This is a genomic window from Roseomonas gilardii subsp. gilardii (genome assembly GCF_023078375.1).
In the GTDB taxonomy this organism is placed as follows: domain Bacteria; phylum Pseudomonadota; class Alphaproteobacteria; order Acetobacterales; family Acetobacteraceae; genus Roseomonas; species Roseomonas gilardii.
Window position 1 is genome coordinate 3546799 of sequence record NZ_CP095554.1, and the last position, 20156, is coordinate 3566954.

The 20156-nt window shown below is 70.7% G+C and carries 15 protein-coding genes; 8 read left to right on the forward strand and 7 right to left on the reverse strand.

Annotated elements, in window-relative coordinates; genetic code table 11:
• The first annotated feature begins 131 nt into the window (after positions 1-131).
• Positions 132-527: a hypothetical protein gene (locus tag MVG78_RS16365; protein WP_247553321.1), complete on the forward strand. Its 396-nt coding sequence runs from the start codon at positions 132-134 to the stop codon at positions 525-527.
• Between the two features lie 56 nt (positions 528-583).
• A complete protein-coding gene (locus MVG78_RS16370) occupies positions 584-2179 on the forward strand; it encodes an ABC transporter substrate-binding protein (RefSeq protein WP_247553322.1) in 1596 nt (531 codons plus the stop codon).
• 61 nt (positions 2180-2240) lie between these two features.
• Here MVG78_RS16370 and MVG78_RS16375 read toward each other — a convergent pair whose 3' ends face one another.
• Positions 2241-3800: a glycoside hydrolase family 17 protein gene (locus MVG78_RS16375; RefSeq protein ID WP_247553324.1), complete on the reverse strand. Its 1560-nt coding sequence runs from the start codon at positions 3798-3800 to the stop codon at positions 2241-2243.
• Between the two features lie 219 nt (positions 3801-4019).
• Here MVG78_RS16375 and MVG78_RS16380 point away from each other — a divergent pair, with 219 nt between their 5' ends.
• The 4 genes from MVG78_RS16380 to MVG78_RS16395 all read left to right on the forward strand — a co-directional run bounded on the left by MVG78_RS16380 (position 4020) and on the right by MVG78_RS16395 (position 9688).
• Entirely contained in the window at positions 4020-4469 is a 450-nt protein-coding gene (locus tag MVG78_RS16380) for a CoA-binding protein (protein WP_247553326.1), read from the forward strand.
• A gap of 166 nt (positions 4470-4635) precedes the next feature.
• Positions 4636-5436, forward strand: a complete 801-nt coding sequence (locus MVG78_RS16385) for a DUF2076 domain-containing protein (protein WP_247553328.1) — start codon at positions 4636-4638, stop codon at positions 5434-5436.
• 270 nt (positions 5437-5706) lie between these two features.
• Positions 5707-8406 carry a putative bifunctional diguanylate cyclase/phosphodiesterase gene (locus MVG78_RS16390; protein WP_247553330.1) on the forward strand — a complete coding sequence of 900 codons (2700 nt, stop codon included), beginning with the start codon at positions 5707-5709 and terminating at the stop codon, positions 8404-8406.
• A 34-nt stretch (positions 8407-8440) separates the two neighbouring features.
• Entirely contained in the window at positions 8441-9688 is a 1248-nt protein-coding gene (locus MVG78_RS16395) for an MFS transporter (RefSeq protein WP_247553331.1), read from the forward strand.
• A gap of 16 nt (positions 9689-9704) precedes the next feature.
• On the opposite strand, the gene MVG78_RS16400 is transcribed toward MVG78_RS16395, so the two are convergent.
• A complete protein-coding gene (locus tag MVG78_RS16400; protein ID WP_247553333.1) occupies positions 9705-10187 on the reverse strand; it encodes a GNAT family N-acetyltransferase in 483 nt (160 codons plus the stop codon).
• Positions 10188-10579: 392 nt separating this feature from the next.
• On the opposite strand from MVG78_RS16400, the gene MVG78_RS16405 reads away from it, so the two are divergent.
• Positions 10580-12961 carry a glucose/quinate/shikimate family membrane-bound PQQ-dependent dehydrogenase gene (locus MVG78_RS16405; protein WP_247553335.1) on the forward strand — a complete coding sequence of 794 codons (2382 nt, stop codon included), beginning with the start codon at positions 10580-10582 and terminating at the stop codon, positions 12959-12961.
• Positions 12962-13055: 94 nt separating this feature from the next.
• On the opposite strand, the gene MVG78_RS16410 is transcribed toward MVG78_RS16405, so the two are convergent.
• The 3 genes from MVG78_RS16410 to MVG78_RS16420 all read right to left on the reverse strand — a co-directional run bounded on the left by MVG78_RS16410 (position 13056) and on the right by MVG78_RS16420 (position 16209).
• The gene (locus MVG78_RS16410; RefSeq protein ID WP_247553337.1) at positions 13056-13343 is read right to left on the reverse strand and encodes a hypothetical protein; all 288 of its coding nucleotides are present in this window, start codon (positions 13341-13343) and stop codon (positions 13056-13058) included.
• A 240-nt stretch (positions 13344-13583) separates the two neighbouring features.
• Positions 13584-14918 carry a C4-dicarboxylate transporter DctA gene (dctA, locus tag MVG78_RS16415; protein WP_247553349.1) on the reverse strand — a complete coding sequence of 445 codons (1335 nt, stop codon included), beginning with the start codon at positions 14916-14918 and terminating at the stop codon, positions 13584-13586.
• A 142-nt stretch (positions 14919-15060) separates the two neighbouring features.
• Positions 15061-16209 carry a threonine synthase gene (locus tag MVG78_RS16420; RefSeq protein WP_247553360.1) on the reverse strand — a complete coding sequence of 383 codons (1149 nt, stop codon included), beginning with the start codon at positions 16207-16209 and terminating at the stop codon, positions 15061-15063.
• Positions 16210-16312: 103 nt separating this feature from the next.
• Between MVG78_RS16420 and MVG78_RS16425 the strand changes: the two genes are divergently transcribed.
• On the forward strand, positions 16313-17419 hold the full coding sequence (locus tag MVG78_RS16425; RefSeq protein WP_247553372.1) for a M20/M25/M40 family metallo-hydrolase: 1107 nt from the start codon (positions 16313-16315) through the stop codon (positions 17417-17419).
• A gap of 138 nt (positions 17420-17557) precedes the next feature.
• On the opposite strand, the gene MVG78_RS16430 is transcribed toward MVG78_RS16425, so the two are convergent.
• Positions 17558-18988, reverse strand: a complete 1431-nt coding sequence (locus MVG78_RS16430; RefSeq protein ID WP_247553374.1) for a M20 family metallopeptidase — start codon at positions 18986-18988, stop codon at positions 17558-17560.
• Positions 18989-19145: 157 nt separating this feature from the next.
• Positions 19146-20153, reverse strand: coding sequence for an inorganic phosphate transporter (locus MVG78_RS16435; protein WP_247553376.1), 1008 nt, complete (start codon positions 20151-20153; stop codon positions 19146-19148).
• Positions 20154-20156 lie beyond the last annotated feature (3 nt).

Genomic DNA, 20156 nt, shown 5'->3' on the forward strand with positions numbered 1-20156 from the left:
CTTGGGTGACGAAACGCTGCCCTGCCGTGCTCCCACCGGCCCGGCATGGCTGGACCGGGGCGGGGCGCGCCGCAACCGGGCCATATTCGCGCGCGATGCTGCGGGCAGCATCCTCCGGAAAGGTCCCGCTCTTGCCCTCCCCCGCCCGACAGGCCCTGGCGCATCACCTGCTCGCCCTGGGCAGCGTCGTCCTCGCTGTCGCGGCCATGGCGATCTACCGCCATGCCTATGTCGAGCCGCGGGAATGGGGAGCGCTTTGCCTGGACCTTTCGCAGGCCCCCCTGGCCTGCCACCCCCGCGCCGCCCTGCTCTGGCTGCAGCACTGGCAGCTCTGGGGCGCCAGCGCCCTGCTGCTCGGCCTCTGGGCCTTCCTCGGTGGCCCGGCCGTCACACGCGCCGCCGCCGTGGCGCTCGGGATCATCGCGGTGTTGAACTACAATGCAAGCTGGGGCCTGCTCGGCGCCGTGCTGGGTGCCTGGGCCTGGATCGGCGACGCCGCCACGGCCACGCGGCTCCGGACGGAATAGGTCCCGGCCTCACAGGCACGGGGTTTGCTCGGCACCCGATGTTCCAGGAGTTGCCGATGCACCGCCGCAGTTTCCTCGCCTCCACCGCCGGTCTGGCTTCCGCTCCCCTGCTGGCCGGCCTCCCACGCCCCGCGCTGGCGCAGGCCGGCGCGGCTCGCCGGCTCCGCTTCGTGCCCTCGGTGGACCTGTCCACCATCGACCCGCTCTGGAGCGCGGCGGTGGTGGCCTATACCCATGGCTACATGGTCTGGGACACGCTCTACGGCCTGACCCTGGACCAGCAGCCCCGGCCGCAGATGTGCGAGGGGCATACGCTCTCGGAGGACCGGCGTGTCTGGACCTTCACCCTGCGCGAGGGCCTGCTTTTCCATGACGGGGAGCCGGTGCGGGCAGTGGATTGCGTCACCTCGCTGCGCCGCTGGATGGAGAAGGACCCCTTCGGCCAGAGCATCGCCGCCATCCTGGCCGAGGCGAAGGCCCTCGACGACCGGCGCTTCCAGCTCGCGCTGAGCAAGCCCTTCAGCCTGCTGCTCTTCGCCATCGCCGCGCGCAGCGTCTTCGTCATGCCCGAGCGGATCGCGAAGACCCCCGCCAGCCAGCAGATCAAGGAGGTGATCGGCAGTGGCCCCTACCGCTTCCTGGCCGATGAGTGGCAGACGGGCGCGCATGCGGGCTATGCCCGCTTCGACCGCTACCGGCCCCGCGAGGAGGCGCCGGACATGATGAGCGGCGGCAAGCAGGCACATTTCGACCGGATCGACTGGATCACCCAGCCCGACCCGGCCACCGCCGCCGCGGCCCTGCAACGGGGCGAGGTGGACTGGGTGGAGCGCCCGCTGCTCGACCTGCTGCCGATGCTGCGGCAAAGCGCGGGGGTGAAGACGGACAAGCTCGACGTCTTCGGCGCCCTGGGCATCCTGCGCTTCAACCAGCTCCTGCCGCCCTTCGACAACCCGAAGCTGCGTCAGGCCCTGCTGCCCGGGATCAGCCAGGAGGAGGTGGTGGCCGCCGCCGTGGGCGAGGAGAAGGCCTATGGCAACGTCCCGGTCGGCTTCTTCCCCGTGGGCAGTCCGATGGCCAACGATGCCGGGCTCACCGTGCTCAGCGGGCCGCGCAACCTCGCCCGCGCCCGGCAGCTGGTGAAGGAGGCGGGCTACAAGGGCGAGCGGATCGTGATGATGGCCCCCTCCGACCTCGCGCAGATCATGGCCGCCAGCCAGGTGATGCTGGACCAGCTCACCAAGATGGGCCTGAACATCGACTTCCAGGTGATGGACTGGGGCACCATGCTGTCCCGCATGGCGAAGAAGGACCCGATCGACCAGGGCGGCTGGAACTGCTTCGTCACCACCTGGGCCTCGCTCTCCGTGGCCACGCCGGGCAGTTCCTATCCGCTGCGCGCCGCCGGGGCTTCCTCCTGGGCCGGCTGGCCGGACGATCCGAAGCTGGAGGCCTTGCGCGGCCAGTGGATGGATGCGCCCGACACCGCCACCGCCCAGGCGATCTGCCGCGAGATCCAGCAGGCGGCCTTCGTGTCCCTGCCCTATATTCCCATCGGCCAGTGGACCTCGGCCTCGGCCTATCGCGACACGCTGTCGGGCACGCTCAAGGCCCCCTACGCGCTGTTCTGGAACGTCCGGAAGAACGCCTGAACCGGCCGTGCGGGGCCGGTCCGCGAAAGCCGGAGCCCTCGCGGTCCGGTATGAACCGCTATCAGTCCGCCCTGGCCGGGGCGGGGATGGGTTTCCGGCCCGGCACCTCCACGCGCCGGATCAGGCGCAGCAGGGCCGGGGCAGCGAGGCCCAGGGCGCAGGCCGTCCAGCCCAGCGCCTGAAGGTTCTGCGGCCCCTCGCGCCACGCGCTGGCCAGCGCCGCCAGGGCCAGGGTGCCACCCGCCCAGGCTTCCGCCCAGCCGCCGCCGCGCAGGGGCAGGTCGCGCAGCCAGGCCCGGGCGAGGACCGCGACCAGCGGCACGGCGAAGGTGGGGAAGGGGAAGTCGCGGTAGCGCGGGTCGAAGAGCAGCAGCAGTTGCAGCACCATCGCCGTCCAGAGGAAGACGAAGGACAGGTCGTCGAAGGCGAAGCCGCGCCAGTCCCGCCATCGCAGCCTCCCGCGCAGCGCGGCCCGCACCGTGGCCGTCGCCTGCGCGCCGTTGCGGGGCATCTCCACCGGCAGGCCGGACAGGACCTGCCCGGCCCGGCGCAGCAGCAGCGCCGCCAGCAGCGCCTGCCCGGCGAGGTTCACCGTGACCGCCAGCATCAGGTGCTCGTCGAAGGCATAGGGCACGCCGCCGCACCAGGCGAAGGCCAGCGCATTGCCCAGCGCCATGGCCAGCAGTGCCAGCGGCGCGCGCGGCGCCGCGGGAAAGGCACGCGCGGTGGCGGCGAGGAGCCCAAGGCCCAGCAGCGCCGCCGCCCCGGCATACCAGCCCCAGAGCGCATTCTCCCGCACCGGGCCGGAGAGCGCGAATTTCGGTTGCCGGCCGGCGGTCCAGAGGCCCCAGGCGGCCCCGACCGTGCCTTCGCTCTTGTACTTCCAGACCTGGTCGAAGGCCTCGATGACGTTGTAGTCGAAGCCCTCCTCCCGGCTCAGCGCCGCGAATTCCCGCAGGAAGCGCGCCTGGCTCACCGTGGAGGGCACCGCCCCCTCGCGCCAGCGCCCGGCGCTGGGCCAGCCGACCTCGCCGATGGCGATGGGCTTGCCGGGGAAGAGCGCGCGCATGCGGTGCACGATGTCGCGGGTATGGGCGATCGCCGCCTCGACATCGAGCGGCTCGTCCTCCCAGTAAGGCAGGATATGGATGGTGACGATGTCCACATGCTTTGCCACCTCCGGGAACTGCTGCCAGAACTCCCAGACATCGGCATAGGTCACGGGCTGCCGCACGGCGGCCCGCACGCGGTCGAGATAGCCGATGAGCACGGCGGGCGGCAGGTCGCGGCGCAGCAGCACCTCGTTGCCCACCACCACGCGCTCCACCGTTTCCGGATGCCGGTTGGCGCTCTCGATCAGCCGCGCCACCTCGCGCTCGTTGTTCGCCAGCATGCCGCTCAGCCAGGCGCCCTGCCAGAGCTTCAGCCCGTTGCGCGCGGCGATGGCGGCCACGTCGTAGTCGCCCTCGATGCTGGCATAGGTGCGGATGCCCCGGACACGCGGGGCGATCAGGCGCATGTCCTTCTCGACCTCCGCCGCGCCGGGGAAGATCCCGCGCAGGGGGCTGTCCCCGGTGCGGAAGGGAGCGAAGGAGACGCTGTTCAGCCGCTCCGCCGGCATTGGCAGGTCGGCGAGTTGCGCGCGGTTCGGCCACCACCAGACCAGCAGCGTGGCCAGCAGCCCGAGCGCCAGGATACCCGGCAGGCCCCATCGGGAAGCCGCCGGAGAAATCCCCGGAGTCCCCCCGGCGGAGGGGATTGCGGGGTGAACCGGTTCGCGCGTCGCATGTTCACCTCCATAGGGGACCGGTATGGCGAAACGAAGATGGAGGAAAGGCGAATGGGCGTGGATGGGATGAGCGACGAGGCCTTGCGCGACCTGCTGCTGCGCACCCGGCGGATCGCGGTGGTGGGCGCCTCGGACAAGCCGGGCCGGCCCTCGAACGGCGTGTTCCGCTTCCTGCTCGACCGGGGCTACGACGCGGTGCCGGTCAATCCCCTGCTGGCGGGCCGCGCGCTGCATGGCGTGGCCTCCGTGGCGGGGCTGGAGGAGGCCGCGCCCCTCGACCTCGTGGATGTCTTCCGGCGCTCGGAGGATGCCGGCGCCGTGGTGGACGAGGCGATCCGGCTCGGTGCCCGGGCGGTCTGGCTGCAACTGGGTATCGTGGACCAGGCGGCGGCGGAACGGGCGCGCGCGGCCGGTCTGCTTTGCGTCATGGACCGCTGCCCGGCGATCGAATGGGGCCGGCTGGGCCTGCCGCCGCGGATCTCCGGCGCGGCGCCCGGCTGAGGATGGGGTGAAGATGGCCCTTGGATGAAAAAGCAGCCCTCTTCGTATCAAACATTAACTTCTTGTTAGATTTGGATTGAAAGCCGCCGCGTTCTGGTCCAACTGCGCGTTCTCTGCATCGGCGGGCGCATGCGCCCCGCGGCGGCAGATCGGAGCATATGGAACGATGACCGAGGAAGAGCGTCGCATCATCACGGACTACGTCACGCGCGTTTCGGGGGCCGAGGCCCAGGCACCGCGCCCGGCCAGCCCGTGGGGCGGCAGCGTGCCCTCGACCCGGGCGCCCTCCAACCTCCCGCCCGTGGACCCGGAGGCGGACCGGCTGATCCAGGACCTGTTCAGCCGCTATCCCGAGGCGCGCTACCGGATCACCCAGACGGCCTTCGTGCAGGAGGCCGCGCTGGTGCAGGCGCAGAACCGTATCCAGCAGCTGGAATGGGAACTCGACAACACCCGCCGACAGGCGGCGGCGGCACAGGCCCAGGGCGGGAGCCGGGGCGGGCTGTTCGGCGGCATGTTCGGCGGCGGCCAGCGCCCGCCGATGCCGGCCCAGCCGATGTCACCCCCGCCGCAGCCCATGACCATGCCGAACGGCTATGCGCCGCAGCAGATGCTGCAGCCGGGCCGCGGCGGCTCGGGCTTCCTGGGCACCGCCCTGACCACGGCGGCCGGCGTGGCGGGCGGCATGGTCCTGGGCAATGCGCTGATGGGCATGTTCTCCGGCCATGAGGCGCATGCGGCCAATGTGGTGGACGACGCCACCGGCGGCGCCTTCGGCCAGGATGCCGTGGCCACCCCGGCCTCCTCTCCCTGGACGGACCCGGCCGGGCAGAACGACGCCTATGGCGCCCAGGACACGGGCTGGGGCCAAAATGACGCGGCTTCGTCACAAGATTCCGGTTGGGGACAGGATGACGCCACCGGCTATGATACGAACGATTCAGGAAGCTATGATGACGAAATCTGACGTCGCGGAGATCTGACGTCGCGGAGATCTGACGTCGTGGAGGTCTGACGTCGCGGAGATCTGACGTCGTGGAGGTCTGACGTCGTGGAGGTCTGACGTCCCCGGCTCCTGACACCCTGGGACGATGCGGGGCATGGGCCTCCCGCCAGGACGCGAGAGGGAATCCGGCCCATACCGCCCCAGCCAGCCCGAGAAACAGCGAAGCCCGGTTCCGTCCTGCGCGACGGGGCCGGGCTTCTGCCTGCGGCCAGCGCGCAGGCGGTGTCGGCGATGGCGGCCCCCGCCCCCGGCGGCCTGGTGGTGGAGGCCATGCCCTGGGTGGCCATGGTCGTCTCGCTGCTCATGCTGGTGGGCGCCTGGGTGGGGATCAGCGCGGTCCGTGACCTGTTGCTGGACAGCCTGCGGGCGGAGGCCAAGGTCATCGCGCAGGGCATGGCGGGGCAGGTCCAGCAGGTCCTGCGCAGCGCGGACAATGCCCTCTCCCTCCTGCAATCCAGCCTGACGGCGCAGGAATCACCGCCGGACAACGCCGCGCTGCGGCGGATCATGGGCTGCTGCGAGATGCTGCCGGGGGAGCTCGGGGTCTTCCTGCGGGACCCGCAGGGCGCCCTGATCGCCTCGACCCTCCGCTCCCCGGAGCTGGAACGCGCCCTCGGCACCCTGCCTGCCCCTCCGCCTCCCTCCTCGGCCGTGTCGCCCCCCCCGTCCCGGCTCATCCCCCTGCCACCGGACCGGCCGCCCCATTTCCTCGCGCTGCTGCGGCCGCCCGCTGCTTCCGGCCAGAACAGCGCGGGGATGATCCTGCGGGCCTCGGCACTGCTGGAATCCTTCGACGGGCTCCTGGCCCTCCACCCCTCCGCAGTCAGGCTGCAACAGCAGGGGCCGATCCAGGCCGTGCTGGCGCAGCGGGGCGATCCCGGCCTGCTGAACCGGATCGCCGGCACGCGCGACACCGCTGCGACCGGTATGGCCACCAACCTGGCGAACTGGGGCAGGCAGGACTGGTTGACGGTCACCAGCCCGGTGCCGCCCTTCGGGGTCAGCGTCACCGTCAACCTGTCCACGGCGGATACGATGCGCCGTTGGCGGGAGATCAGCCTGGCCGGCCTGGCCGCCCTGCTGGTGCTGGCCATGGCCATGACCGGCATCTCGCTGGCCCTGCGGCGCCATGGCCGGGCGCGCGCCGCCACGGTGCGGCGGCTCGTGGAGGCGGAACGGGATCTCCGCCTCGCCCATGCCGTGGCGCGGATCGGGGAGTTCTCGCTCGATCTCGTGACGCGCCGCATCACCTGGAGCGACGGGGTGCACCGGCTGTTCCGCACCGATCCCCGGCAGCCCGTCCGCCCGCTCTCCTGGATCCTCGACCATCTCGACCCCGAGGGCCGCAAGGATGTGCGGCAGGTCTGGCGCCGCCTGCTAGCGGAACCGGAGCGCAACCTCCGCAGCGAAAGGCGCATCCGCCGCGCCGACGGCACCACCGCCTGGTGCTGGATCGAGTTCCGCCTGCAACGCGATGCGGAGGGCCGTCCGGCCGCCATCCGCGGCGTGCTGCAGGACATCACGCGGGAGCGGGAGGCCGAGGAGCAGGTCCGCCGGCTGGCGGAGAAGGACGCCCTGACCGGCCTCGCCAACCGCTGGCGCCTGCAGACGCATCTGGAGGAAAGCCTCGACGCGGCGCGCGAGACGGGGCAGCGGGTCGGGGTGCTCTATCTGGACCTGGACGGGTTCAAGAGCATCAATGACCGCTGGGGCCACCGGGCCGGGGACCAGTTGCTGCTGCAGGTGGCCGAGCGCATCCAGGGCGCCGTACGCCCCGGGGATCTGGTGGCGCGGCTGGGCGGGGACGAGTTCGTGGTCGTGCAGTCCGGCCTACCGGAGGATGCGGCCCGCGCCGCCGAGACGATCCAGCGCCTCGCCACCCGGCTGATCACCCTGCTGCGCCGCAGCTACGACCTCGGCGACGGGCGGGAGGGCATCGTCTCCGCCTCGGCCGGGCTCGCGCTTTTCCCGACGGATGCGGCGGATGCCAGCGGGCTGCTGGAATGCGCCGACACCGCCCTCTACCGCACCAAGCTCGCCGGGCGGAACGGCTGGTCCAGCTTCTCCTTCGAGATGGACCGCGAGATCCGCGACGCCCGCTCGCTGGAGCAGGATCTGCGGCAGGCCGTGCCGCAGGGGCAGTTGGAGCTCGCCTGGCAGCCGCAGGCGGCGCTCGATCCGCCCGGCGAAACCAGGGAAGCGGAGGCACCGCCGCGGATCGTCGGCTTCGAGGCGCTGCTGCGCTGGCGCCATCCGGAGCGCGGCCTGCTCTCCCCGGATGTCTTCATCCCTTCCGCCGAGCGTTCGGGCACCATCCTGGAGATCGGCGAATGGGTGCTCCGCACCGCCTGCGCCGAGGCCGCCCGCTGGAGCCGCCCACTCCGACTCGCGGTGAACGTGTCCCCGGTGCAGGTGCAGCAGGGGGATCTCGTGGCCGTGGTCCACCGCGCGCTGCGCGATGCCGGCCTGCCGCCCGAACGGCTGGAGCTGGAGGTCACCGAGGGCCTGCTGCTGCGCGATGTCGGACAGGTGCAGAGCACGCTGAGCGCGCTGCGCGCCATGGGCGTGGGGATCACCCTGGACGATTTCGGCACGGGCTATTCCTCGCTGATGACACTGCGCGCCTTCCCCTTCGGCCGGCTGAAGCTCGACCGCGGCTTCATCGCCACCATGACCGAGGATGCGACCTCCGCGGCTATCGTGCGCGGCACCCTGGCCCTGGCCCACAGCCTCGGCCTGCCCGTCACAGCCGAGGGGGTGGAGACGGAGGAACAGAGCCGTGCCCTGCGCGCCGAGGGCTGCGAGGAGATCCAGGGCTGGCTGATCGGCCGCCCCCTGCCGATCGAACGCTGGCACTCGCTGACCGGGGCGGATTCCGGCGCGGTGCCGGAGGCGGGACCGGAAGGGACGGACGATACGGCGCCAAGTTGACCTCGACCCTGCCCCGGCGCAGCTTGCGCGCGACATGTCCGCCCATCCGGAATCCCCGCAGGGGGAAAGCACCGCCTCCAGCCAGCCTTCCCGGGACTGGCCCGCCATCGGCCTGATCTGCACGGGGCATTTCCTGTCGCATTTCTACATGCTCTGCCTGGCGCCGCTGTTTCCGCTGTGGCGCGATGAATTCGGCGTCTCCTACGCCACGCTCGGCCTGTCGCTGGCGCTGATGAGCGGTGTCACCGCCGCCTTGCAGACACCGGTCGGCTTCCTGGTGGACCGGCACGGCGCCCGCTCCTTCCTGGTGGGCGGCACGCTGCTGATGGCGCTCTCGATCTCCGCCATGGGATTCGCCCCGGGCTTCTGGGCGGTGCTGCTGCTGGCGCTGCTGTCGGGCATCGGCAACAGCGTGATCCATCCGGCCGACTACGCCATCCTGGCGGGCAGCGTCAGCGGCCGCCGCATGGGCCGCGCCTTCTCGCTGCACACCTTCACCGGCAATCTCGGCTTCGCCCTGGCGCCGGTGGTGGTGCTGGCGCTGTCGGACCTCATCGGCTGGCGGGCCGCGCTGATCCTGCTCGGGCTGCTCGGCGTGCCGGTGGTGGCGGCGATCCTGTGGCAGTCCCGCATCCTGGTGGACCAGGTGAAGCCGCGGGCCACACGCGCCGCCGGACAGGCGGGCGGCAACCTGCTGCTGTCGCGGCCGATGCTGCTCTTCTTCGCCTTCTTCCTGCTCTCCTCCATGGCCACCTCCGGCATCCAGTCCTTTCTGATCCCGGTGCTGGGGCAGATCTGGGGCACGCCGCTGGAAGTCGCCTCCTGGGCGCTGACCGGATACATGATCGGCAATTCGGCCGGCGTGCTGCTGGGCGGGTGGTATGCCGACCGTTCGCGCCGGCATCTGGTCTTCGTGGTGGGCCTGACCCTGCTTTCCATGGCGCTGCTCCTCCTGCTCGGCGCCCTGCCGCTGCCGGAGATCCTGCAGCCCATCGTCGTGGTGGCCGCCGGCACGGCGCTCGGTGCCTCCCGCACCCCGCGCGACGTGATGGTGAAGGAAGCCTCGCCGCCCGGGCAGATCGGCAAGGTCTTCGGCTTCATCTCCTCCGGCCTGCCGCTGGGCAGCGCGCTGATCCCCGTGCCGGTGGGCATGCTGCTGGATGCCGGCTATGCCGTGCTGGTGCTGCCGCTGGTCGCGGTGCTGCTGGGCCTGTCGCTGCTCTGCGCCGGCGGCGGGCGCGGCGAGGTGCGCCGCGAGATCAGCGTGGTGGCGGCGGAATAGGGTAGGCGCCGGAACCCTATAGCGGCTTCTGCCAGAACAGCGCCCGGCCGGCGGTGGGGTCCAGCACATAGGCGCCGAAGCCGGCCTTCTCATAGGCAGCCCGGGCCGCTTGGTTCCCTTCCAGCACCTCCAGCGTGATCTTGCAGCAGCCCCGCTCCCGCGCGATCCGCTCGGCCTCGGCCAGCAGCAGGCGGCTGATCCCCTGCCCCCGGAAGCGGCGGGCCACCACCACATCGTGCAGGTTCAGCAGGGGCCGGCCGGCGAAGGTGGAGAAACCTTCGAAGGCGTTCAGCAGCCCCGCCGCCTCGCCCCTGGCATAGGCCAGCAGGGTCAGGGCCTGGGGCCGCCGGGCCAGTTCCGCGGCGAGACGCTCCGCGACACCCTCCGGCAGGGGCTTGCCGCCCCCCATCGGGTCCAGGGCGTATTCCTCCATCAGGCGGGCAATCGCTCCGGCCTGGACCGGGTCTCCGTAATCCGCCCGCTCCACGGTGATGGCCATGGGAATCCCCTCTCCGGAACAGGCAGCCATTCTCTGGCGCTGCCCGCGAGAGGCCAAGTCCCGGGGGAAAGGCATGGCGCCGGGGCGGTATCGATTCCAGCCTCTGGCTCCGGCCAGGTGCCATCATGCCATGCTGGCAACCTTGCCATGCACGAGAGGGTGTACGGGAAGACATCGCGGGCTTCGGGACCGATGCGCTCATTCCTCGGGACTGGGCATTTTCGGTTTGCGATCAATGGCCCGTCCTGGTTCCCGAGAGCTTGGCGCGCACTGGATCACATCCTCGACAGCATATTACATTTTTATCCCGAAACAGTCCATTTCTTGGTCCTCGGCTTTCCCTGTGATAGCGCGCCGGCTGATGCAAATTCCTCGCAACAGGATCTCCCTGCATGGATGCTCCCGATAGGACACCCGGCCTCGCGGCCCGGCTCTGGCTCTATGTGCTGGGGGTCGCCCTCATCCTCGCCGGCCTCTTTCTTGGCGGCGGCGGTGCCTATCTGATCTGGCTGGGCGGCAGTTGGTACTTCCTCCTCGCCGGCCTTGCCCTGCTCGCCTCGGGCTTCCTCGTCGCGATGCGCCGCCCCGCCGGTGCCTGGATCTTCGGCTTGGTGCTCCTGGCCAGCATTCCCTGGGCCTTCTGGGAAGCGGGGCTCGATTTCTGGGCCCTGGTCTCGCGCCTCTTCGCCCTGGGCATCGCGGGGGTGCTGGTGGCGCTCACCTACCCGCTGCTGCTGCGCGCCCAGGGCCGCATTGGTGGGCGCGGCGGTTTCGCGGTGGCGGGGGTGCTGGCCCTCGCCGTGATCGCGACGGCGGTCAGCGCCTTCTCGCCGAAATCGGTGACCGCGCCAACCGAGACCGCCGCCGCGCCGCCGCCGGTCTCACCCGGACAGGCGCAGAAGGACTGGCGCCACTGGGGCAACACCACGGCGGGCACGCGCTTCGCGGCGCTCGACCAGATCACGCCGGCCAATATCGGCCAGCTCAAGGTGGCCTGGACCGCTCATACGGGCGACCTGCCGGTGAGCAACGGGTCCGGCGCCGAGGACCAGAACACCCCGCTGCAGATCGGCGACACGCTCTATGTCTGCACCGCCTATGGCAAGGTCATCGCCCTCGACGTGGACAGCGGCGCCGAGCGCTGGCGCTTCGACCCGAAGGGCAGTTCCCCGAACTGGCAGCGCTGCCGCGGCCTCGGCTATTTCGACGCCACGACCGACCCGTCCATCCCCGCCGCTGCGATCGCGAACGGTACCGCCACCTGCACCCGCCGCCTCTTCCTGCCGACCATCGATGCACGGCTGATCGCCATCGATGCCGCGACCGGCCAGCCCTGCACCGGCTTCGGCCAGGCGGGCACGGTGGACCTGACCATCGGCATGGGCGAGGTGAAGCCCGGCTACTACCAGCAGACCTCCACGCCGCTGGTGGCGGGGCATCTCGTGCTGGTGGGCGGCCGCGTCGCCGACAACTACTCGACCGGCGAGCCGCCGGGCGTGGTTCGCGCCTATGACGCGATGAGCGGCGAGCTGATCTGGGCCTGGGACCCGGGCAACCCGTCGATCACAACCCTGCCGCCGGACGGCCAGACCTATACGCGTGGCACGCCGAACGTGTGGTCGGCCATGTCCTATGACCCGAAGCTGGGGCTGATCTACCTGCCCACCGGCAATGCCACGCCCGACTTCTTCGGCGGCGGGCGGACGGAGCTGGACGACAAGTACAGCTCCTCCATCGTCGCGGTGGATGCCGCCACCGGCCGCGTGCGCTGGTCCTTCCAGACCACGCATCACGACCTGTGGGATTTCGACGTGCCGGCCCAGCCGGCGCTCTATGACATCCCCGACGGCCAGGGCGGCAGCGTGCCGGCCCTGGCGCAGGTGACCAAGCAGGGCGAGATCTTCCTGCTGAACCGGGAGACGGGCACGCCGATCGCCGAGGTGCGGAACCTCCCGGTGCCGCAGGGCCATGTGCCGGGCGAGCGCTATTCGCCGACGCAGCCCTTCTCGGTCGGCATGCCCTCGATCGGCAACCAGACGCTGACCGAGGCCGACATGTGGGGCGCCACCCCCTTCGACCAGCTCCTCTGCCGCATCCAGTTCAAGGAGATGCGCCACGAGGGCGTCTATACCCCGCCGGGCCTCGACCCGGCCCTGCAGTTCCCCGGCTCGCTGGGCGGGATGAACTGGGGCAGCGTGTCGATCGATCCGACCACCAGCTACATGTTCGTCAACGACATGCGGCTGGGCCTCGCGAACTACATGATCCCGCGGGAGAAGATCCCGGCCGGGGCGAGCGGCATCGAGATGGGCGTCGTGCCGCAGGAGGGCACGCCCTTCGGCGCCATGCGCGTCCGCTTCCTGTCGCAGCTCGGCATCCCCTGCCAGAAGCCGCCCTTCGGCACGATGTCGGCGATCGACCTGAAGACCCGCAAGCTGGTCTGGCAGGTGCCCGTCGGCACGGTGGAGGATACCGGGCCGCTGGGCCTCCGCATGGGCCTGCCGATCCCCATCGGCATGCCGACGCTGGGCCCCTCGCTGGCCACCCAGTCCGGCCTGCTCTTCTTCGCCGGGACCCAGGATTTCTACCTGCGTGCCTATGACAGCCGCACGGGCCGGGAGATCTGGAAGAGCCGCCTGCCGGTGGGCAGCCAGGGCGGGCCGATGACCTATGTCTCGCCGAAGACGGGCAAGCAGTACGTCGTCATCACCGCCGGCGGTGCCCGCCAGTCGCCGCAGCGGGGCGACTACGTGATCGCCTACGCCCTGCCCTGAATGGGCTCCAGGGAGCGGATTCCGCTCCCTGGCAGGGGGCCAGGGCGGGTTCTCCGCCCGGCCTCGCAGGTTGCCGCATGGCCCCCGGGAGGGATCAGGCCAGTCCGCTCCGCATGCTTCCCATGGCGGCCCGGATGCGCGTCCATTCCAGGACGGCAGCCTCGGTGAAGGCCTCGGCGCAATCCACCACCTCGGGCGGCGTGCAGCCCAGCGCCTCGGCCAGATGTCCCCGGACCCCGACCATGGCCTGGGCGAGAGCCTTCGTCATCTCCCCCCGGCCCATGTCCGACAGGATTTCCTGGGCAAATCTCACGCCGCCTTCGCGGGACGCCTGCAGCGTCTCCCGGTAGAAGCGGGCTCTCTCCTTGCTGTCCTGCGCCATTCCATCCTTGTCCGAGCGGGTCTGGATCGCCCTTCTCACCGGAAAATAGCTAAACAAGGGTGGCGGGGCTGCGTTTCCGGACACAATGTGGCGGAAAGAGGATTTCTCCGGTCCGGATCAAATCCCCGGAAGGATACGCGAAGGGCCGCCGGATGTCCCCGGCGGCCCTTCGTCGTGGAGGGAGGCCCGGGCCGGCACGGTGGCACCCGCGCCATGGCGGGGGTGCCGAGCCGGCTGCCCTCACTCCGCCGGGCGGCGCATCCCATCGCGGTCCGGCAGCGGCACGGTCTCGCGCTCCTCCGTCCCGATACCCGCGATAGGGACACCATGCAGGGCCTGGCGCAGCCGCACCGGGTCCAGTTCGCCCTCCCAGCGGCTGACCGCGACACAGGCCACGCCATTGCCGACAAGGTTGGTCAGGGCGCGAACCTCGCTCATGAACTTGTCGATGCCCACCAGCACGGCGAGCGCCTGGATGGGAATGTCCGGGATGACCGACAGCGTGGCCGCCAGGGTGATGAAGCCCGCGCCGGTCACGCCCGAGGCGCCCTTGGAGGTCAGCATCGCCACCAGCAGGATGGTCAGCTCCTGCCCCCAGCTCAGATGGGTGTTGGTGGCATTGGCCAGGAACATCGTGGCCAGCGTCATGTAGATGTTGGTGCCGTCGAGGTTGAAGCTGTAGCCGAGCGGCACGGTGATGCCGACCACCTTCGGCGGGCAGCCCAGCGCCTCCATCTTGCGCATGATCTGCGGCAGCACGCTCTCGCTGCTGGAGGTGCCGAGGACGATCAGCAGTTCCTCGCGGATGTAGTTGATGAAGCGCAGGATCGAGAAGCCGCAGAGCCAGCCGACGAAGCCCAGCACGATCAGCACGAAGAGCGCCGAGGTGATGTAGAAGGTCCCCACCAGCTCGCCCAGTTGCAGCAGCGAGCGGATGCCATAGGCGCCGATGGTGAAGGCCATGGCGCCGAAGGCGCCGATCGGCGCCACCTTCACCACGATCGCGACGATGCCGAAGAAGACGCGCGCCATGCCGTCGATGGCGCCGGCGGTGGGCGTACGGATGCGTTCCGGCAGGGCGTTGATGGCGAAGCCGGTCAGCACGGCCAGCAGCAGCACCTGCAACAGGTCGCCATTGGCGAAGGCGCCGATGAAGGTGTCGGGGATGATCGCCATCAGATGCGCCGCGACGCTGTCCTTGGCCGCCTGCTGGGCATAGGCCTGGATGGCACTGGCGTTGAGCTGCGCCGGGTCGATGTCGAAACCGCTGCCGGTGCCGAAAATCTTGGCCACGAAAAGGCCGATCACCAGGGCGAAGGTCGAGATCACCTCGAAGTAGAACAGCGCCTTGATACCGACGCGGCCCACCGAGCGCGCGTCGTTCACCGAGGCGATGCCATGCACCACGGTGCAGAAGACCACCGGGGCGATCACCAGCTTGATCAGCTTCACGAAGCCGTCGCCCAGCGGCTTCATCGCCGCACCCGTCTGCGGCCAGAGGGCGCCGACCACCACGCCAAGCACGATGGCGATGAGGACCTGCACGTAGAGAAGGGACAACCAGCGCCTGAGCATGGGCGGCAAATCTCCGAGAGTCCGTCCCGGCCGGAACGAAGAACGGCCTCCGGAGAAGCGACCGGGCTGCTGACGCCCATGATATATAGAGGAGTGCCGGGCGTTTCCTGTCCGCCCGGTTACCGTGATTCCATCTGCCGGCTCAAACGGAGAGGCCGAGCAGTTCCGCGATGCGTGGCGTGGCCTTTACCCCCGTGCCGGTCAGTACCACCACCGTGCGGTCCGCCGCACCGATGCGCCCATCCCGCAGCAGCCGGCCGAAGGCGGCCGCCGCCTGTGCGCTGGTCGGCTCGGCATAGAGGCCCTGCCCCGCCAGATCGAGCGTGGCCCGGGCGATCTCGCCTTCCTCCAGCATGACGGCGCCGCCATGCGTTTCGCGCAGGGCCGCCAGGACTTCCGGCAGGCGGATCGGCGTGGCGATGGCGGTGCCCTCGGCAATAGTGGGGCGCGGCTCCGCCGGCGGCGCGCCGAGCGCGGCGCGGGCGATCGGCGCGCAATTCGCCGGCTGCGCCGCGAAGAGGCGCGGCATCCGCGCGATCTGCCCGGCGCGCAGCAGCTCCGCGAAGCCGATCCAGCAGCCCAGCACGTTGGAGCCGGCGCCGCAGGGGATCACGATATTGTCCGGCGCCTGGAAGCCGAGATCCTCCCACAGCTCATAGGCCAGGGTCTTGGTGCCGTGCAGGAAGAAGGGGTGCCAGTTGTGCGAGGCGTAGAAACTGCCGGACTCGCGCTCCCGCCCCTGGCGCAGCGCCTCGTCGGCGCAGTCCTGGCGCGTGCCGGGCACGAGCTGGATCTCGGCCCCGGCGGCGCGGGACTGCACCGTCTTGGCCGGGGAGGTCGATTCCGGCACCAGGATGCGCGCCCGCATACCGCCCGCCGCCGCATAGGTGGCGATGGCCGCGCCGCCATTGCCGGAGGAATCCTCCAGCACCGCGCCGATCCCCTGCTCCCGCAGCAGCGAGAGCATCACCGAGGCGCCGCGGTCCTTGAAGGAGGAGGTCGGCATGAACCACTCGCACTTCACCAGCGCCGTGCCACCCTGGGGTCCGGCACCGAGGCGGCGCTCCAGCATCGGCGTGCAACCTTCGCCCAGGGTGATCGGCGAGGCCGGGCGGAAGGGCAGCGCGGCGGCGTAGCGCCAGACCGAACGCTCGCCGCGCGCGATGTCGTCGCGCCCGATGCCGGGCAGGTCGGTCAGGAACAGCGGCTGTCCGTCGTCGCCGCACCAGCGCGGCAGTTCCAGCGGCCAGCGCTGGCCGGAACGGGGGTCGAGATAGGCGGGGATGCTCATGGGGCGCGGAGCCTCGCGCGCCCTCCGCCTCCAGGCAAGGCCCCTTGCCTTGTGCCGGCACGGGCGCGAGACAGGGACGGAGCCGAAGCAACAGGAAACGCGCATGACCGACGCCGAAGCCGTAGCCGCCCTCGCCCGCGACCTGGTGCGGATCGACAGCCGCTCCAGCCTCACCAACCTGCCCGTCGCCGAGCGGCTGGAGGCCGAGCTGCCCGGCTTCGAGATCGAGCGGCTGGACTACACGGATGCCGCGGGTGTGGCCAAGCGCGCCCTGGTGGCGCATCGCGGCCCGCTCTCGGGCGGCGGCCTCGCTTTGTCCGGCCATATGGACACGGTGCCGGAAACCGGCTGGACGGAAGACCCCTGGTCCGGCCGGGTGGACGATGCCGGCATCCTGCACGGGCTGGGGGCCGCCGACATGAAGGGCCCCGTGGCCGCCATCGTGGTCGCGGCGCGCGGCCTGCCGGCCGATATCCCCGTGACCCTGCTGCTGACCACCGACGAGGAGACCACCAAGCAGGGCGCCCGCATCGTGGCGCAGCGCTCGGACCTGGCCCGGCGCGCGGCGCCGCGCGGGATCGTGGTGGCGGAGCCGACCGGCCTCGTCCCCGTGCGCGGGCACCGCGCCAATGTCATGTTCACCGCGACGGCCCGGGGCATCCAGGCGCATTCCTCCGGCGCCCTGGGAGTGAACGCGAACTGGGCGCTGATCCCCTTCCTGGCGGAGATGCGGGAGGTCTTCGCCCGGCTGCGGAGCGACCCGGCGCTGCAGGACCCGGCCTATGACCCGCCCTTCTCCGACTTCAACCTGCTGCTCGACAACCATGGCACGGCGGTGAACGTCACCGTCCCGCTCGCCACCGCGCGCATCAAGTTCCGCTATTCCCGCAGCATCGATCCCACCCCGGTCGTGGCGGCGGTGCAGGCGGCGGCGGACCGGGCCGGGCTGGCGCTGGAAATCCAGGCCGATCCGGGCGCGCCGGAACTGCCCGAGGATCATCCGCTGGTGGCAATGGCGGTGCGCGAGACCGGCCAGGCGCCGCGCACAGCGGCCTATGGCACCGACGCGACGGAACTCCAGGCCCTGGCGCCCTGCCTCGTGCTGGGGCCGGGCACGATCACCGTGGCGCACAGCCCGGGGGAACACGTCCCGCTGGCGGAACTGGTCCGGGCCGTGCCGCTCTTCCGCCGCCTCGTCATGGCTGGGTGAGCGGCATGTCCGGCCGCGACCGGGCTCTCAGGGCGGGCCGCGGCGCACCAGGTCCCGGCCTCGGGGGGCAGCGGAGGCATGGGGGGACGGAAACCGGGACGGCGCCGGCGGAGGGTCCGCCGGCGCCGTCCCGGACGATCAGATGCCCTTGCTCATCGCCTGGATCGGCGGCTGCACATCGGCCGGCAGCGGGCAGACATAGGGAGTGGCCGCCGTCCGTGCCGCGAGATCGGCCTTGGCTTTCTCGATCAGCGAAGGGTCCTGGATCGCGTCCACCGCCGTGCCCGCCATGACCTTGGCCACATGCAGCAGCCCCTTGTGGGCGATGCCGGACTTGCCCTGCGCCGTGAGCTGCCAGGAATGCCCCGGCGTGCCGATGGCATAGGTGGCGCCTCGCGCCTGCACCGTCGGCACCACCCAGGAAACGTCGCCCACATCGGTGGAGCCGACGCCGCCCCGGCCCTTGGAGTGCAGCGGCACGATGAAATCGGCCAGCGGCTTGGTCCGGTCCACCGGCACGCCGGCGCGGCGGAAGGCAGCGGCGATGTCGTCGTCGTTCAGCGTCTTGCGGATCTCCTCCGCGAAGGCGCGGTCCTCCTCGTCGAACTGGGGCGGGCCGAGGCGCTGGAAGTTGTCGTACATCGCCTGTTCCAGCGGCGTATTGCCCATCAGGTTCGAAACGGCGCTGACCACCTTGGTGGCGACGGTTGTCTCGGTCATCAGGGCCGCGCCATCTGCGATCTTGCGCACGCGGGCGACCAGCGCGTTCAGCTCGTTCAGGTCGGCGGCGCGGATCAGGTAGCGCACCTTGGCCGAGCCCTGCACCACGTTCGGCGCGATGCCGCCGGCATCCAGATAGGCATAGTGGATGCGGGCATGGCTCGGCATGTGCTCGCGCATGTAGTTCACGCCGACATTCATCAGTTCCACCGCATCCAGGGCCGAGCGGCCCAGTTCCGGCGCGGCGGCGGCGTGGGAGGAGCGGCCGGTGAAGGTGAAGTCGATGCGCGTATTGGCCAGGCTGACGGCGTCGTTCACGCCGGACAGCGGCGCCGGGTGCCAGGAGATGGCGATATCCACATCCTTGAAGGCGCCGTCGCGCACCATGAAGCCCTTGGCGGCCCCGCCTTCCTCGGCCGGGCAGCCGTAGTAGCGCACGCGGCCCTTGATCCCGTTCTCCGCCAGCCAGTCCTTCACCGCAGCCGCCGCGAGCAAGGCCGCGGAGCCGAGGAGGTTGTGGCCGCAGCCATGGCCCTTGCCTTCCTGCCCCTCGACCGGGCGCGGCTCGGCCACGCCGGCCTCCTGGCTCAGGCCGGGCAGCGCGTCATACTCGCCGAGGATGGCGATCACCGGGCCGTCCTCGCCCGCCTCCCCCATCACCGCCGTCGGGATGCCCGCCACGTCGCGGGTGATGCGGAAGCCTTCCTTCTCCAACTGGGCAATGTGCTCCGCGACCGAGCGGTGCTCGCCATAGGCCAGTTCCGGCATGCCCCAGACCCGGTCGGACAGGCCGATATAGTCGTCACGCTTCTTCTCGACGTGACGCCAGATCTCTTCGCTGTTCTGCATGGGAAACGTTCCTGTCTGCTTCGTGCCCGTTTGTCGGGTCGGCCGGGCGGGACGGTGATCCGCCCGACACAGGGCTGCGGAACGACTCCCCGTCCGGGGCGGGGCGGAACTATGCGCCGATCATGGGCGGGGCGGAACCCGTCTCCCCGGGTTCCGTTCAGCCGAAGAGGCCAACCACCCAATAGGCCAGCGCCGCGATGATAGCCGAGGCAGGCATCGTGACGACCCAGGCCACCACGATATTGCTGGCGACACCCCAGCGCACCGCCGAAACGCGCCGCGCCGCGCCCACGCCGACGATGGCGCCGGTGATCGTATGGGTGGTGGAGACGGGCACGCCGAGCGCCGTGGCCATGAAAAGGGTGATGGCGCCGCCGGTCTCCGCGCAGAAGCCCTGCACCGGGGTCAGCCGGGTGATGCGCGAGCCCATGGTGTGGACGATGCGCCAGCCGCCGGTCAGCGTGCCCAGCGCGATGGCGGCGTGGCAGGACAGCACGACCCAGAGCGGCACATGGAACTCGCCGCCCAGCATGCCCTGGGAATAGAGCAGCACGGCGATGATCCCCATGGTCTTCTGCGCGTCGTTGCCGCCATGGCCAAGCGCATAGGCGGCAGCGGAGAAGAACTGCATGACGCGGAAGGAACGGTCCACCGTGAAGGGCGTGGAGCGCGCGAAGATCCAGGACACCACGAAGACCAGCAGCAGCGCCAGGACCAGCCCCAGCAGCGGCGAGAGCACAATGGCCGCGACCGTCTTGCCCAGGCCGGACCAGACGATCGCGCCGATCCCCGCCTTCATCGTGCCGGCGCCGAGGATGCCGCCCACCAGCGCGTGGGAGGAGGAGGACGGGATGCCGCGCCACCAGGTGATGATGTTCCAGGCGATGGCCCCGGACAATGCGCCGAAGATCACCCGCGCATCGACGATGCCCGCATCCACGATGCCGGTGCCGACCGTCTCCGCCACATGCAGGCCGAAGAAGAGGAAGGCGATGAAGTTGAAGAAGGCGGCCCAGGCCACGGCGTAATGCGGCCGCAGCACGCGTGTCGCCACGATGGTGGCGATGGCGTTGGCGGCGTCGTGCAGCCCGTTCAGGAAGTCGAAGAACAGCGCGACGGCGATCAGGCCGACGAGCAGCGGCAGGGCGAGAGTCTCGACCGGCATGGG

Coding starts and splice junctions, on each gene's coding strand:
- MVG78_RS16370 (WP_247553322.1), top strand. CDS start 584: ATGCACCGCCGCAGTTTCCTCGCCTCCACCGCCGGTCTGGCTTCCGCT.
- MVG78_RS16375 (WP_247553324.1), bottom strand. CDS start 3,800: ATGCCGGCGGAGCGGCTGAACAGCGTCTCCTTCGCTCCCTTCCGCACC.
- MVG78_RS16380 (WP_247553326.1), top strand. CDS start 4,020: ATGGGCGTGGATGGGATGAGCGACGAGGCCTTGCGCGACCTGCTGCTG.
- MVG78_RS16385 (WP_247553328.1), top strand. CDS start 4,636: ATGACCGAGGAAGAGCGTCGCATCATCACGGACTACGTCACGCGCGTT.
- MVG78_RS16390 (WP_247553330.1), top strand. CDS start 5,707: ATGGCGGCCCCCGCCCCCGGCGGCCTGGTGGTGGAGGCCATGCCCTGG.
- MVG78_RS16395 (WP_247553331.1), top strand. CDS start 8,441: ATGTCCGCCCATCCGGAATCCCCGCAGGGGGAAAGCACCGCCTCCAGC.
- MVG78_RS16400 (WP_247553333.1), bottom strand. CDS start 10,187: ATGGCCATCACCGTGGAGCGGGCGGATTACGGAGACCCGGTCCAGGCC.
- MVG78_RS16405 (WP_247553335.1), top strand. CDS start 10,580: ATGGATGCTCCCGATAGGACACCCGGCCTCGCGGCCCGGCTCTGGCTC.
- MVG78_RS16410 (WP_247553337.1), bottom strand. CDS start 13,343: ATGGCGCAGGACAGCAAGGAGAGAGCCCGCTTCTACCGGGAGACGCTG.
- dctA (WP_247553349.1), bottom strand. CDS start 14,918: ATGCTCAGGCGCTGGTTGTCCCTTCTCTACGTGCAGGTCCTCATCGCC.
- MVG78_RS16420 (WP_247553360.1), bottom strand. CDS start 16,209: ATGAGCATCCCCGCCTATCTCGACCCCCGTTCCGGCCAGCGCTGGCCG.
- MVG78_RS16425 (WP_247553372.1), top strand. CDS start 16,313: ATGACCGACGCCGAAGCCGTAGCCGCCCTCGCCCGCGACCTGGTGCGG.
- MVG78_RS16430 (WP_247553374.1), bottom strand. CDS start 18,988: ATGCAGAACAGCGAAGAGATCTGGCGTCACGTCGAGAAGAAGCGTGAC.
- MVG78_RS16435 (WP_247553376.1), bottom strand. CDS start 20,153: ATGCCGGTCGAGACTCTCGCCCTGCCGCTGCTCGTCGGCCTGATCGCC.